This is a genomic window from Paraburkholderia acidicola (genome assembly GCF_002362315.1).
Classification (GTDB): domain Bacteria; phylum Pseudomonadota; class Gammaproteobacteria; order Burkholderiales; family Burkholderiaceae; genus Paraburkholderia; species Paraburkholderia acidicola.
On the sequence record NZ_MTZV01000003.1, the window covers coordinates 360,779 to 374,745 of the forward strand.

At 60.4% G+C, this 13,967-nt stretch carries 15 protein-coding genes; 7 read left to right on the top strand and 8 right to left on the bottom strand.

Annotated features, from left to right (window positions below; genetic code table 11):
• The 3 genes from BWP39_RS09330 to BWP39_RS09340 all read right to left on the bottom strand — a co-directional run bounded on the left by BWP39_RS09330 (position 1) and on the right by BWP39_RS09340 (position 2,308).
• Positions 1-792, bottom strand: coding sequence for an ABC transporter ATP-binding protein (locus tag BWP39_RS09330; protein WP_096719721.1), 792 nt, complete (start codon positions 790-792; stop codon positions 1-3).
• 105 nt (positions 793-897) lie between these two features.
• On the bottom strand, positions 898-1,611 hold the full coding sequence (locus BWP39_RS09335) for an ABC transporter permease (RefSeq protein WP_096719162.1): 714 nt from the start codon (positions 1,609-1,611) through the stop codon (positions 898-900).
• Between the two features lie 7 nt (positions 1,612-1,618).
• Positions 1,619-2,308: an ABC transporter permease gene (locus tag BWP39_RS09340; protein WP_235851410.1), complete on the bottom strand. Its 690-nt coding sequence runs from the start codon at positions 2,306-2,308 to the stop codon at positions 1,619-1,621.
• Positions 2,309-2,691: 383 nt separating this feature from the next.
• On the opposite strand from BWP39_RS09340, the gene BWP39_RS09345 reads away from it, so the two are divergent.
• The 5 genes from BWP39_RS09345 (at position 2,692) to BWP39_RS09365 (ending at position 6,340) form a co-directional block, all read left to right on the top strand.
• Entirely contained in the window at positions 2,692-3,291 is a 600-nt protein-coding gene (locus BWP39_RS09345) for a class I SAM-dependent methyltransferase (RefSeq protein WP_235851411.1), read from the top strand.
• Between the two features lie 203 nt (positions 3,292-3,494).
• Positions 3,495-3,833, top strand: coding sequence for a helix-turn-helix transcriptional regulator (locus tag BWP39_RS09350; protein ID WP_091018904.1), 339 nt, complete (start codon positions 3,495-3,497; stop codon positions 3,831-3,833).
• Entirely contained in the window at positions 3,823-5,115 is a 1,293-nt protein-coding gene (locus BWP39_RS09355) for a type II toxin-antitoxin system HipA family toxin (protein ID WP_096719167.1), read from the top strand. Before BWP39_RS09350 ends, BWP39_RS09355 begins: the two co-directional genes overlap by 11 nt.
• A gap of 71 nt (positions 5,116-5,186) precedes the next feature.
• Entirely contained in the window at positions 5,187-5,570 is a 384-nt protein-coding gene (locus BWP39_RS09360; protein ID WP_096719169.1) for a hypothetical protein, read from the top strand.
• A 287-nt stretch (positions 5,571-5,857) separates the two neighbouring features.
• Positions 5,858-6,340, top strand: coding sequence for a DUF3761 domain-containing protein (locus BWP39_RS09365; RefSeq protein WP_096719171.1), 483 nt, complete (start codon positions 5,858-5,860; stop codon positions 6,338-6,340).
• 117 nt (positions 6,341-6,457) lie between these two features.
• Here BWP39_RS09365 and BWP39_RS31455 read toward each other — a convergent pair whose 3' ends face one another.
• The 4 genes from BWP39_RS31455 to BWP39_RS09380 all read right to left on the bottom strand — a co-directional run bounded on the left by BWP39_RS31455 (position 6,458) and on the right by BWP39_RS09380 (position 10,835).
• Positions 6,458-7,033 carry a hypothetical protein gene (locus tag BWP39_RS31455; protein ID WP_133116843.1) on the bottom strand — a complete coding sequence of 192 codons (576 nt, stop codon included), beginning with the start codon at positions 7,031-7,033 and terminating at the stop codon, positions 6,458-6,460.
• Between the two features lie 129 nt (positions 7,034-7,162).
• A complete protein-coding gene (locus BWP39_RS09370; RefSeq protein WP_096719173.1) occupies positions 7,163-8,188 on the bottom strand; it encodes a patatin-like phospholipase family protein in 1,026 nt (341 codons plus the stop codon).
• A gap of 15 nt (positions 8,189-8,203) precedes the next feature.
• Complete coding sequence (locus BWP39_RS09375) at positions 8,204-8,791, bottom strand: hypothetical protein (protein WP_207556699.1); 588 nt, start codon at positions 8,789-8,791, stop codon at positions 8,204-8,206.
• A gap of 127 nt (positions 8,792-8,918) precedes the next feature.
• Positions 8,919-10,835, bottom strand: coding sequence for a WG repeat-containing protein (locus BWP39_RS09380; RefSeq protein WP_157915133.1), 1,917 nt, complete (start codon positions 10,833-10,835; stop codon positions 8,919-8,921).
• A 31-nt stretch (positions 10,836-10,866) separates the two neighbouring features.
• On the opposite strand from BWP39_RS09380, the gene BWP39_RS09385 reads away from it, so the two are divergent.
• Both BWP39_RS09385 and BWP39_RS09390 read left to right on the top strand, forming a co-directional pair.
• On the top strand, positions 10,867-12,381 hold the full coding sequence (locus BWP39_RS09385) for a hypothetical protein (RefSeq protein ID WP_133116844.1): 1,515 nt from the start codon (positions 10,867-10,869) through the stop codon (positions 12,379-12,381).
• The gene (locus BWP39_RS09390; RefSeq protein ID WP_096719179.1) at positions 12,378-13,028 is read left to right on the top strand and encodes a LysE family translocator; all 651 of its coding nucleotides are present in this window, start codon (positions 12,378-12,380) and stop codon (positions 13,026-13,028) included. The genes BWP39_RS09385 and BWP39_RS09390 overlap by 4 nt, the downstream gene beginning before the upstream one ends.
• On the opposite strand, the gene BWP39_RS09395 is transcribed toward BWP39_RS09390, so the two are convergent.
• On the bottom strand, positions 12,995-13,834 hold the full coding sequence (locus tag BWP39_RS09395; protein WP_170043846.1) for an AraC family transcriptional regulator: 840 nt from the start codon (positions 13,832-13,834) through the stop codon (positions 12,995-12,997). The genes BWP39_RS09390 and BWP39_RS09395 overlap by 34 nt on opposite strands.
• Between the last annotated feature and the right edge of the window lie 133 nt (positions 13,835-13,967).

Here is a 13,967-nt window from a genome sequence, read left to right on the forward strand (position 1 = left end):
TTACTTGAGGCTACCCGAGAGAAATTGCTTCAGCCGTTCGCTACGCGGCGCAGCGAGCACCTCGGCGGGCGCACCCTCTTCTTCGGTACGGCCTTGATGCAGGAACATCACATGGTTCGACACGTTGCGCGCGAAACCCATTTCATGCGTGACGACGATCATCGTGCGGCCTTCTTCGGCAAGCTTCTGCATCACCTTCAGCACTTCGCCGACCAGTTCGGGATCGAGCGCGGAGGTCGGTTCGTCGAACAACATCACGTCGGGGTTCATCGCCAGTGCGCGTGCGATCGCCACGCGCTGCTGCTGACCACCGGACAGATGCGCGGGATACTGTTTCTCGACGCGCGGCGCGAGCCCCACCTTCTCCAGATACTCGCGCGCGCGGTCTTCCGCTTCCTTGCGCGACAGACCGAGCACATGACGTGGCGCCTCGATGACGTTTTCGAGCACGTTCATATGCGCCCACAGGTTGAAATGCTGGAACACCATCGCGAGCTTCGTGCGGATGCGTTGCAGCTGCTTGTGGTCGGCCACTTCGAGATTGCCCGCGCGATCGGCTTTGGTACGCACCGCCTCGCCATCGACAACAATCTGCCCCGCGTTCGGCCGCTCGAGAAAGTTGATGCAGCGCAGGAACGTACTCTTGCCCGACCCGCTCGCCCCGATGATGCTGATGACGTCGCCCTTGTTCGCGTTCATCGACACGCCCTTGAGCACTTCGTTATCGCCAAAGCGCTTGTGGATGTCCTGCACGGCGAGCTTGCAGGCGTCGGTTTGAGTCGTGTGGAGCAAGATGCTCTCCCAGAGTGTGTGACGGGTTCCGTCTTCGGTCCCGTCTTGCAACAGCGTGAAAACCTGCGGTACGACAGCGTGTGCGAAGTGCGGCGGCGGCGCCGCTCAGTGCGAGCGCACCGCCAGATAACCCAGCCAGCGCCGCTCGGCACGCCGGAACCCCGCAACCAGCGCAAACGAAATCGCACAGTAGATCAGCGCCGCGAGACCGAACGCTTCGAACGAACGGTACGTGGCCGAATTCACATCGCGCGCGACCTTCAGGATGTCCGGGACCGTTGCCGTAAACGCGACGGTGGTCGCATGCAGCATCAGGATTACCTCGTTACTGTACAACGGCAGTGCACGGCGCAGCGCGGAAGGTAGCACAACGCGCCGGTACATCGTGAAGCCGCTCATGCCGTACGCGCGCGCCGCTTCGACTTCACCATGCGAGGTCGCGCGAATCGCGCCGGCGAAGATCTCGGTCGTGTACGCGCAGGTGTTCAGTGCGAAGGCGAGAATCGCGCAATGAAAACCGCTGCGAAAGAACGCATCGAGCAGTGAATGCGAGCGCACGAATTCGAGGCTGTACATGCCCGTGTAGATCAGCAGCAACTGCACGTAGAGCGGCGTGCCGCGAAACACGTAGGTGTAAAAACGCACGGGCATCGACAGCCAGCGCTTCTTCGACACGCGCGCGACCGCGAGCGGAATCGATACGACAAAACCGATGCCGATCGATGCAACCAGCAGCCACAGCGTCACAGCGACGCCCGACAGACGCTGGCCGTCCCAGTACAGAAAGGCACGCCAGTATTCAGTGAGGATCTCGATCATGGTGGTGTCAAAGCTCCGCGTGGCGCACGCCGATCGAATAACGACGCTCGAGCCAGATCAACACGAGATTCGATACGGTCGTGATGGCCAGATAGATCAGCGCGGCGATGAGGATGAAGAAAAACATGTTGAAGGTGCTCTTGCCCGCGTCCTGCGCGGCCTTGACGATGTCGGCGAGACCGATGATCGACACGAGCGCGGTCGCTTTCACGAGCACCTGCCAGTTGTTGCCGATACCGGGCAGCGCGAAACGCATCATCTGCGGGAACAGGATGCGCGCGAACACGCGCACGCCGCTCATGCCATACGCGGCGCCCGCTTCGAGCTGACCGCGCGGCACTGCGAGAAACGCGCCGCGAAAGGTTTCGGTGAAATACGCCCCGTAGATGAAGCCAAGCGTCAGCACACCCGCGACGAACGGATCGATGTCGAACTGCGGCAGACCGAGCGCATCGGTCAGATTGTTGACCGCGATCTGGATGCTGTAGAACAGCAGCAGCATCAGCACGAGATCGGGCACCGAGCGGATCAGCGTCGTGTAGGCCGTGGCGATGGCGCGCAGCGGCCGGTTGAGCGAAAGCTTCGCCGCCGCGCCGATCAGGCCGAGCACGACGGCCGCCGCGAGCGACAGGACGGAAAGTTCGATTGTCTGGATCGCACCGGCGAGCAGCACCGGGCCAAAGCCGTAGAGGAACACGCGCGTCTCCATCTGGTTGATCGGGCTGGCGAATCGTGGCAAATGCGGTCGCCGTGAATACCAGCGCCGCCCGGTTCGAGGCATGGCGCGGATACTCGCAGGCAAAAATAAATTGCTCAAACGGGCGACACTTGAGTTATTGCGGCGCAACATAAGCAGCCAGGGCGGTCGCGCCGTGCCGGACTCCCTGTTTTCGCGGGCGCCATGGTTTTGTGAGCGCGCGAAGCGCCGGCTGTGCCCGCCGCGTTTTCGCAAGTTTGCAGTCGCTTTTTCGATAGACGAAGCGGCGTCGCAATGGGCGTTTCGATAGACTGGCAGCCATCCGCCTGTCGCTCCAGGGCACGCTTCTTCTACTTTCCGGCAATCCGCTCATGACTTCCCGCATCGATCCCGACACGCTCGCCGCCTATGCGCGCGACGCCGCCCGCTACAGCCAGGACTGGCTCGACCAGCCGCCGCCGAACGACCTCTACTCGATGCTGCAGACGCACCTGGTGCCCGGCGGCGATACCGCGGATATCGGCTGCGGCAACGGCCGCGACGCCGCGTGGCTGACCGGCCAGGGTTATCCGGTGACGGGTTTCGACGGCTCGCCGGCGCTGCTCGACGAAGCGCGCCGGCTCTACCCCGACGTAACGTTTCGCGAAGCGACATTGCCCGCGCTGGCCGGTGTCGACGGCACCTACGACAACGTGATCTGCGAAACCGTGATCATGCATCTGCCCGTCGACGAGATCGCTTCCGCCATCGACAGCCTGTTGCGCATCCTGCGGCCGGACGGCGTGCTGTATCTGTCGTGGCGGGTCACCGAGGGCGCCGACCAGCGGCTGGCCGACGGCCGGCTCTACAGTGCGTTCGACCCCGCCCTCGTGCTTGGCGAGCTGGCCGGCTGCGCGATCCTGCTGTTCGAGGACGTGACAAGCGAAAGCTCGGGCAAGCGGATCTGCCGTGTGGTAGCGACGAAACGTGGCGATACGGTGTGAGCCTGCACCAGGCGCTGTGGGCAAGATAAACCGCCATAGGAACGCCCCACCCGACGTTTTGACTCATTAATGAGTCAATAGCCGCGTTAAAGACTCATTAACGAGTCAACGTTGACTTTGGGCCTCAGCGCGACCTAGAATGATCCATTAATGAGTCAAAAACACGGTTAAAGACTCATTAATAAGCCAATCTGGTCGAAACCATGTCCAAGCTCGCGTCCCGCCCCCTCTCCCGCTACAGCCTCGATGCCGCCCTGCTGCTGGGGCAGCAGATCCGCCGCATGCGAATCGAGCGCACCATCACGACCGCGCAGATGGCCGAACGGGCCGGCCTGTCGCGCAGCCTCGTGCAGCGCATCGAAAAGGGCGATCCGTCCTGCTCGATCGGTGCGGTATTCGAAGCCGCGGCCGTGGTCGGTCTACGTCTTTTCGATGCCGACCAGCCGGAGATGACGAGCCTCAATCAACGCTATGCAGACACGCTGATCCTGCTGCCGAAGAAAGTCCGTACACCGCGCATCGAGACCAAAGATGACTTCTGAGCGCAGTTACCAGGAAGCCTTCGTCTGGGTCTGGTTGCCCGGCGCAACCGGGCCGGTGGTGTGTGGACGGCTCGCGGCAGTGGGCGGGCAGATCGTCTTCAACTACGGCCGCAGCTATCTCGCGCGCAACGATGCGATCGCGCTCTACGATCCCGAGCTACCGCTGCAGGCGGGCACGCTGCCGTTGCCGGCCGGCCTGTCGATGCCGGGCTGCATCCGCGATGCCGCGCCCGACGCGTGGGGCCGGCGCGTGATCATCAATCGCAGGTTCGGCGCCGGCGGCCGTCAGATCGACACGGCCGAACTGGACGAACTCACGTATCTGCTCGAGTCGGGCTCCGACCGGATCGGCGCGCTCGACTTCCAGCAATCGGCCAGCACCTACGTGCCGCGCGATGCCGCGTCTGCGTCGCTCGACGATCTGTCGAATGCGGTCGCGAGTGTCGAACAGGGTGTGCCGCTCAGCCCCGACCTCGAGCGTGCGCTGTTTCACGGCAGCTCGATAGGCGGTGCGCGGCCGAAAGCGATGATCACGTCGCACGACAGGAAGTACATCGCGAAGTTTTCGTCGCAGAGCGATATCTACAGCGTCGTCAAGGCCGAGTACATCGCGATGCGTCTCGCCGCCGAAGCGGGTATCGCGGCAGCGCCCGTGTCGCTGCAGCAGGTAGGTGGCAAGGACGTGTTGCTGATCGAGCGGTTCGATCGCACGCGTGCCGCGCACGGCTGGCAACGCCGCGCGATGGTGTCGGCGCTCACGTTGCTCGGGCTCGACGAAATGATGGCGCGCTACGCGAGCTATGAAGACCTCGCCACGATCGTCCGGCATCGCTTCAGCGAACCAAAGGCGATGCTGCGCGAACTGTTCGCGCGCATGCTGTTCAACGTGCTGTGCGGCAATACCGACGATCACGCACGCAATCACGCCGCGTACTGGGACGGCACGGCGCTGACGTTGACGCCCGCTTACGACATCTGCCCGCAGGCGCGCGCGGGCAACGAAGCCACCCAGGCGATGCTGATTACCGGCACCGAACGCTGGAGCCGGATTGCCGTATGCCTGAAGGCCGCGCCGCAGTTCCTGCTCTCCACCGACGATGCGCTCGCGCTCGCCGCGCGGCAGATCGAAACGATCCGCGATCGCTGGATAGCGGTTTGCACAGAAGCGCGGCTCAGCGAGGTCGATCGTCATTTGCTGTGGCGGCGGCAGTTCCTGAACCCGTTCACTTTCGTCGATGCGCCCGCGCAACTCGCCGAAATACTCCTGCCTGCGGGCGATTGATGCCCGCTGAATCCCTGGCGAAAGCACCCTCGTGCATAATGCGCCGTTATCGATGACCGGACGGCGCTGGCATGTTTTATGACCAATCGTGGATGGGGTACGGGATCATCGGCGGTATGCAAGCGGGTGCGATTGCAGCGGTAATCGGATTCTTTATGCTGCTGCTGGTGCACTGGCTGACCCGCAAGGAACCCTGGAACCCTGGCCGCGAGCTCGGCGTGACTTATATGCTGTCCGTGCTGCCCAGTTCCAGCGGCGACTTGTGGAACCTGTTCTATTTCAACTACGCCAACCTGCAGTCGCCCGCTCTGCTGCGCGCGACACTCGCCGATGTACACGATCCGGACAGTATCGGCGTGCGCGTGCTCTGCGAGTTCGTGGGCATAGCGGTCGGTATCCTGCTGGCCTGGATCGTGTTGCGCTGGCGTAGCCGTGCGCGTGCCGGCAGCGCATAACGCCGCGCGATATCCCAGCTGGATCAGGCAACAGTCCTGACTACGCTCACTTTTCTTTACAAAAAATGACAAATACGGTGCCCGATCCGGTCGGCGCACCCGATAAGTGACGCGTTATACCCGTCAGTGCCACATCTTCGCGTGGCATGGATCGGCTCTACCCATCATGGGGCCTATGAATCCCCGAAGTCCGTGAAGGTATCCGCTATCACAACAAGCACGACCAGCAATTGCTCCAATGCTTCCGTCGAAAACGATTCCCTCGACTCTTACTTAAAGGATTCACCATGAACAAGTTTCTTTCCGTTGTAGTGGCTGCCGGCATGTTCACCGCGATGGCGGCCCACGCGCAGACTCCGGCCCCGGCTACCGCGCCGGCAGGCACGACAGCACTTTGTAAGGACGGTTCGTCCTTCTCGGGTGCGACGAAGAAAGGCGCGTGCTCCGGGCATAAAGGCGTGAAGACCTGGTACGGCGCGGCAGGTGCTCCGGCAGCAGGCGCTAGCGCCCCCGCAGCGGCTGCTGCAGCGCCGGCCTCCTCCGCCGCTCCGGCTGCGGCCACGACGACGAAGACGGCTACGCCCGCTGCCAGCACGAAGGCTGCAGCGCCCGGCGGCGGCCCGGGCCAGGTCTGGGTGAACACGAGCACGAAGGTGTACCACTGCCAGGGCGACAAGTACTACGGCAAGACGAAGGCTGGCTCGTACATGAGCGAAGCCGATGCGAAGACCAAGGGCTTCCATGCCGATCACGGCAAGGCTTGCTCGTAAGCTGCTTCGGTATGTCTAGCGATGTTTGATGGACGGGGTGAGCGCTGCGGTCTCAGGCGCTCACTCCGTTTGACGTTGTGCCCTCGCTAGCATGGCCGCGCGGCGTTTTACTACATATCAGAAGCCGCCCCCCACCCCGATGCCGCCAGGCCCCACCGTGAGATGACCGATGGTCGCCCCAATGCCGCCGGGGCCTACCGTGTAATTCACGCTATCCCCTTGTCGGGCTGGTGCCGCGGTACACGTGTTCTTGCCCATAGGCGACAAGCAGGGATCCGGTTTTCCGTTGCCGAATGTATTGGCTACTGCATTGTTCCTGGCCATTTGTTTTGCCGAGAATTTTTCGATGGCCTTGTTTCTTGCTTCCGTAATCGAATTCATTTTCTTCGACCAGATGTGTGCCCTTGCCTGGTCATGAGTGGCCAGAATGTCCTGACCTTCCGGGATCATCTTTTCTATTTGAAGGTCGTACTGGATAACTTCTTTCGGCAGTTGGCCCGCACGAACTGACGCGCGGTCAGTTTCAACAACCTTGGCCCAGTCAGCAGTGGAAAGCGAAGTATCCGATTTTGCCGCGGCCGCGGTCGGAGCCGAAGCCGAAGCCGGGGCGCGATTTTGCGCAGGAACCATGCATCCAGCGAAGACGGTTGTTATAAAAAGTGCCGAGATACATTTACTTGCCGTCGTTTTCATTTTTCTTCCCGAAGTGGTGGCACCGAAAACCCGTCTACCCCTAGACGACTTTGACCGGAAGCTTACTGGCAAATACGGTAACTCGTCTTATTAAACGATTGGCTGTGAGGAATTTTCAGAATCTGACGATCAATCCATTCCAAGCCGGGCGAGAATCGCCGGCATCATCGCCTGAACGGCGGCCCGCCCTTCTTCAATGGCCGGTCGCGCGCGATGGAAATCGAAAATACCCATCCCGCCCAGGCGCGGCTGGATCAGGATGTCGGCCGGTTCGCCAGCCAGCCGGCTACGCGTAATCCGCACCTGCATGATGTCGATGCTCTGCGCGATCGAACTGAGCATCGACGGCACGCGGGCGCTTGGCGCCGGTGCTACACGGACATCGTGACTTTCTTCGTAACCGGGCGCTGGCTGCAGCCAGCGCGGCCATGGCTTGCCGTTGCGGCGTAACGCGAGCGGCGGCGCGGCATCGTCGGTGGGGCTGATGGAGCTCTCCGTTGCTGGCGGAACCGGTGCCACGGCCACGGCCGCAGCACGCGCGGCGATCGGCGCAGGCGTTTCGGCGGTGACACCGCCCAGATCGCGGCCATTCAGGATGTCGTTATTCAGATCGATGGCGATCACGCAATCCGCACGCATCCCACGCGCAACCGATACCGGCACCGGATTACTCAAACCACCATCGACGAGCCACACCCCGTCATGCCACTGCGGCGTAAAAATACCGGGAATCGCAATCGATGCGCGCACCGCATCGACAAGGCTGCCGTCCTGCAGCCAGGTTTCGCGGCCGGTATCGAGTTCGGTTGCGACGGCGGCGAACGGCATCTTCAGCTCGCCGATCGAGCAGCCCGCGAACTGGTCCGCAAACACCTGGATGACTTTCTTGCCGCCGAGCAGTCCACCGGATAACCGCAGATCGAGCAGCCGCACCACCGTCTGCCACGTGAGTCGCGACACCCACTCTTCGAGCCAGTCGAGGTCGCCGTGCGCGTAGACCGCGCCGACCAGCGCGCCAATCGAGGTACCGCACACCACATCGGGCCGGATACCCGCGTCGTGCAGCGCCCGGATCGCACCGATGTGCGCCCAGCCGCGCGCCGCCCCTCCACCGAGGACAAGGCCGATACGTGAGGGACGACGCCGCTGGTTCATGAGTTCGGTCTCCGCTCAGCGCCCGCGAACCACATCGGAGCGTGAGGTCGTACTCACCTTGTGGTCCGGGCCAAAGTGCACGTTGAAAATCCCTTCTTCGGTCACACCGCCCTCGCGCCACTTCCAGCTCCACACCGTTTCGGGTTTGAGCGGATAAACCGCGACTTCACCGGGCTTGCCGAGCAGGCGCCGCACTTCATCGTCGGTCATGCCGGGGCGAATCTTCGCGAAGTTCGCGGCAGTCAGCACCTGGGTGATCGCCTGCAGCTTGCCATCGGGGTCGATGTCGATCATGTAGGTGTTGAGGCCCTGCGGGCCGCGCGGATATTCGAGCCGCTTCGAGCCGTCCGTAAACGTATGCTCGGTTTCGGGCTTGCCCATCTGGCTGCGCACCTGCTCTTCGGTCGTGATGCCGGGCGTCATGTCCTTCAGCAGCAAGGCGTCCGGTTTGACCGCGTTGAAGAATTCCCTGAGTTTCTGCACGGCTTCCTGGCCCTGTTGATCGTCGCAGCCGGTCAGCACCAGCGACGCGCCGAGCATCGCGGCGGTAAGCAGGCCGCCAAGCGGGCCAATAGGTAACGGGTAGCGATAACGGAGGGTCATTGATCCTGGATGCGGACATCCTGTGTCAGGCATGCTGCACAGGATAACCGTGTGCCCGGAAAACTGCGAGCCGCGGCGCAACGGGCTCTAATGTCGACGCGTAGTTGCCTCAGCGTGGCCAGCGCCTTCAGCCCGCGGACTCTGCCCGGCCGTCGCCGAACAGGCGTGCCTCTTCTCCGGTATCGCGCACCGCTTCGATTGCGTCGTTCTCGCTCCAGATGCGGCTCATTTCATGCGCGAGGAATTCCATCGCACCGCTTTCGTTGGAAACCTGCATACCGATCCATTCGTAGCGCGGCGCATGCAGCCAGGCACCGTCTTCATGCGCGACGCCCACAAGTTCGCGGCCGCTCGACGCCTGCGGTTCGACCAGCAGCCAGTACCTTCTGCCGTGCCACGCCATCAGATGCAGTAGCCGGTACCGGCACGGCAACAGTTGCCGGCCACGCACGGTATCGTAGACGCCATACAGCCAACGCCGCCCCTGCTTCCTGCCGACCTTCACGGCACCCATCACACTGGTCGGCTCGCGATCGGGCAGATCGTACGCGGGGTAGATGCTGTCGACGCGCTGATAGTCGAACGGCATCAGCAGGCGCGCGTCGCTGTCGAACAGGCCAATCGATTTATCGTCTCGTTGCGCGACGAACCGGTGGCTGCCGTTCACCATCATCACGCCCTTGCCGCGAGGTCCTGCTTCCGCGAACTGCACTGCTCGTAGATCCGGATAGACCGGCTCGATAATTTCGCGACCTTGCTGATCGAGTAACCCCTTGCGAGCATCGCGGGTGACGATGAAGCGTGCGGTGTCTTCGTGCCAGACGATCTCGTCCCACGCGGGCTCGACGACCCATGCGCCTGCGAGCGTAACGGCACCCCAGCTGCCTTGCCTGCGCACGATCGCGAGTCCACACGATGCGATTGCCTGCGCCGCTTCGTACTGCGGTTCGATCACCCAGTGTCCGGAGGTGTCGATAAAGCCGCAGCGTCCATCGATGCAAACTGCGGCATATCCATTCGCAAAATCGCCGATGCTGTCGGCGCGCGCGTCGAGCAGCCACATACCGTCGTCGCGCAACAAACCATGACGTTCGCCGATCGCGACCTTCACCACGCGGGTTCGATGTTCGCCCGATGCATCGCGGACCCATTCGAAGTCATGCGCCGTATCGAGTTGCGGTTCGAGTAGCACGTGAATCTTTTCGCCGTCGATTTTCAACAGGCCAATCCGCTCGTCCCGCCCGACCCATACGAGGCAATCTTCGGGATCGCACGGGTCCCACCTGATGTCGTCCCAGACAGGTTCGACCAGCACCTTGCGTACGGCCTTTTCCTCGATGCAGACACCCCAGCGACCATCGGCCGCTTTGACGCGCCAGTAGTCATCGGCGAGATGCAGTGCTTCGGTGTCGAGGTATTCGGTGAAGCTTTCGCTACGCGGCGGGTCCTGCCAGTCGAAATACGCGTGCGAGAGGCCACCGAAACCGAAGCTCCATGCCCAGGACATCCAGTCGTCGAATCGGGTCACTTCGAGCGCGGCGAGCAGTGCCGGATCGGCCGGCGTGTCGAGAACGGCCTCGACCTGGCGCCAGCACGCGTCGCACTCCGCGCCCATTCTTTCGATAAACCGCGCGGGCGGTTCGGTGCCGAGCCACGACAGCTCGTCCAGATTGGCCGAAAAGCACAGCCGTTGCGGATCGGTTACGGCGGCTTTCTCGATGCACTCCGTGAGATACCGCTCCAGCCCGTCGAATTGCCGCGCGAGTTCGGGCAAGCCTCGGTACAGCGGGTGGCGGGTCAGGCAGGCACTCAAGCGGTGCATCCGCTCGAGCGCCTGCAAGGCGTTTGAAGTCAGATTGGGCGTGTCAGCATCGCCGAACACACGCTGCGCGCGAATCGCATCGCCGGCATTGCCTTGTGCGAGCAGAATTTTCCAGAGCGTCGGAAAGTTGTTATTGGCCTCTGCGATCGGGTTCGGCACATTTCCCGACGATTCCGACTCCAGATCGTTATGTTGTAGATACAACCACGAACGGTTCCCCATCTCACGCTCCCCAGCGAAAGCTGTTTCCTCGATGCCCGCGGCCATTCCCGAAGTTCGCGGAACGACAGTATCCGCTTTCTTTTGTCACACCGACATAGCAACCCTCGCGCTGCGCACAAGTCCAGTGCATGACAACGTGCCGCAAGCAAGGCAATTTCATCCAATACGCCTGGCGTCGCTGAAGCGACCATCTTTGTTCCTCGTCCTCCGGGTTTTGATCGTGCGTAACGAAGCTTCCGTTTTCTGGCCTAGACATAGAACACATGCAGTCAGTTCGCTTTCGCTGGACGTTAAAAATCTCGGCATTTCCAGCGAGATGGCGCGTCATATCTCAATCGTTCTAAAGCTAAGTGATGCCATACGCGATCTCCGATCGCTGAAGCATCCGGGTCTAGACAGCCTGTCTGCGCAGCTTTCTCTTGAGGCAGCGAACGCACTCGACGATCTGAGCGGGTTATTGAAGGACCGAGATTCAATTCGCGGCGTCAAGTCTCGCGCGGAAATTCTGCGAGGAGGCAACAAGACGCAACTGGCAACGGAGATCGCGAATCTCGATGAACAAGAATTGCTTGTGTTTTGCGGTGATCTGACTACGTGGCTCGGCAAGTCTCGCGAGACGCATTTCTCTTCATTCTTCGCTGTTCCCGATCACGCTCACCAGCGCATGGCAGACAACGCAGATGCGATGCTCCCGCAAGCGTTCCAGGAGCTTCGCCTGATGGTGGATGATCAACTACACCTTACGTCGACGTGCCGGTTCAAGATAACGAACCTCATCGCTACCGCCGGAGAGGCCAATCTGTATCCCAAGCATTTTGCGTACTTTCTGCCCGAAGACGAAGGTGTCAAATATGCCGAGCGGAAGCGAACCGTGGTTTTTATGAATACCTATCTGGCGCTCTTCGAGCTCATTTCGCTGGAGGAATCGAGGCGCCGCATATCTGTTAGCGATGGCGCCCTCCGCACGTCCGAAATTGGGAAATACCTGATTGCCTGGTTCCGGGGACATGATGTCGGGCATTCAGTGATGCGGCAGGAAACTGATTTTCGTGCAGTAAGCAAGGTCGATCGCTGGGCCTCTATGGTATTGCAAGAGGTGCTCGCCGATGTGTTTGGGTTTCTTCTCTGTTCGACCAGAACATGGCAAACGGGCTTGTCGCTGGATTCATCCATATTGGCCGAAATCTACGCATTCGAAATGCTCCGGTACCTGCGCCGGGCACCACGCGACTTTCCGGACGCAGGAGCAGCCTTCGTTCAACTGCAGTATCTGATCGATCACGGCTACGCAACGTTCGATGCCGACACGGGGAAAATCTCGCTATCAAGCGCAGACATGCTTGGCGGTATGACGATGCTCGCGAAAGATCTGAGTCAGTCCGTTCTCTCAGGCGACGTCGTGGCCACGATGGCTTTCGCCAGTCGCTACTGTCCGCACCTCAATGCTGCCGCTCTCGACAAGATGAGCGCCTTCCTAGGTCGGTCCACGCGAACGCTAGATTACATTCAACCGATCTATGAGTCTGGAGAATCCTCTGCAAAATGAACCCCATGACGAATGGATTTCTTCTTTCCCTATCCCTGTGTCTCGACATCGGCATAGTCAATATCGCAATGATGACCATGGCGATGCAGAGAGGTTATTGGACAGGGTTCTGGCTCGGCTTGGGCTCGTGCATTGGCGACCTGCTCTACGCAATTCTGGCGCTAGGCGGGATGACTGCGTTACTGCATTTCGCGGCAGTCCGTTGGAGCATGTGGCTCGGTGGCACAGTGGTTCTGGTTGTTCTTGCAATCAAGATGATTGCATCTGCCATGAAGTTCAGAGCCTCCCAAAAGCAGACTGGAGACCTCGTCAATCAAGGCACCTATTTCCAGCAGCTACTGAAGGGCATGCTACTCGCGCTGTCGTCTCCGTCGGCGATTGTGTGGTTTGCAGCTGTGGGTGGCGCACTGATTGCGCAATCCGGTGTGCAAGGATGGGAAGCAACTGGACGTTTTCTCGCGGGGTTCTTCGGAGCAGGCGTCCTCTGGACAGTTGCGGTCTGCTTCGTAGCCCGGCAGGGGGGTAAGGTGTTTGGTGAGAAAGCGCTTGTGTTCTGCTACTTTGCTTCTGCCGGGCTCTTTGCCTTTTTTGCCTATCAGGTTGTGTCGTCGGGCTACAGAACTCTGATCCTGGGCTTACCTGCGTGACCAGAATAAAGTGGTGCGGCGAAAACAAGCGGACTGACACCCATGATCTTTCTGAATGCGTTTATAAAATGGCTCTGGTCATAGAAACCAAGAGCAAACGCGACGTCCTGAACGTGTTGCCCATCGCGTAACCGACGCCTGGCCTCAATGAGACGAAGCTGCATGTGATACTTCGCGGGAGGCATGCCGACGACCGACTTGAACCACCTGATCAAATGAAACTTGCTAACGCCACCCACTTCGGCCAAAGCGGCGAGGTTCATCTGAGCTGCCAGATCTGATTTCATAAACTCAACTACTGTCTTGAGCCGCTCTGAATCCGGATATTTTTTCTCCATGTCAATGGTGCGATGACCATTCATGAGTAGAGCAGCTACCAGCCCGATCAGCGCCGCCTCAAAATCGGTATCGCTCTCGTCGCGTGCCGTTCGATACAAAGCCAGTACGGACCGATACAGCTCGTTGTTGTTGAATACGCCCTGGCGAAAGTCGGGCCCTGTGGGTCGTGACAGCCATGAATTCTCCATCGCGATTGAGGCGATGATAGACGGCTCGATATACAGGGAAATGAAATCCGTTCCTCCTTCGCGATGGTTAAATGTCGAAGACTGAACAGCGTGGGGGTTGTATACAGTGACGGTTTCAGAAGTTGCGTCGAAATTCCTTCCGTCGACCCAGATTTTTTCACTTCCAGATAGATTTGCGCTGACAACGTATTCAGCGTGTGTATGGCGAGGATACGATGCGCCGTCTTGAGCACATACCCTCCCAATTTCAACACCGTGAACCCGATAAAATTCCACCATCCTGGGCATTTTTTGGTCTCACCCGCGGTCGACAATCTAATTTGCACCAGCTCGGTGCGAATATGTATTGGTTTGTTCTCCGTCAAGAAGATAGCAGCGTTCTTATTTATCGCGTAATTGCGCGGAGCACTGC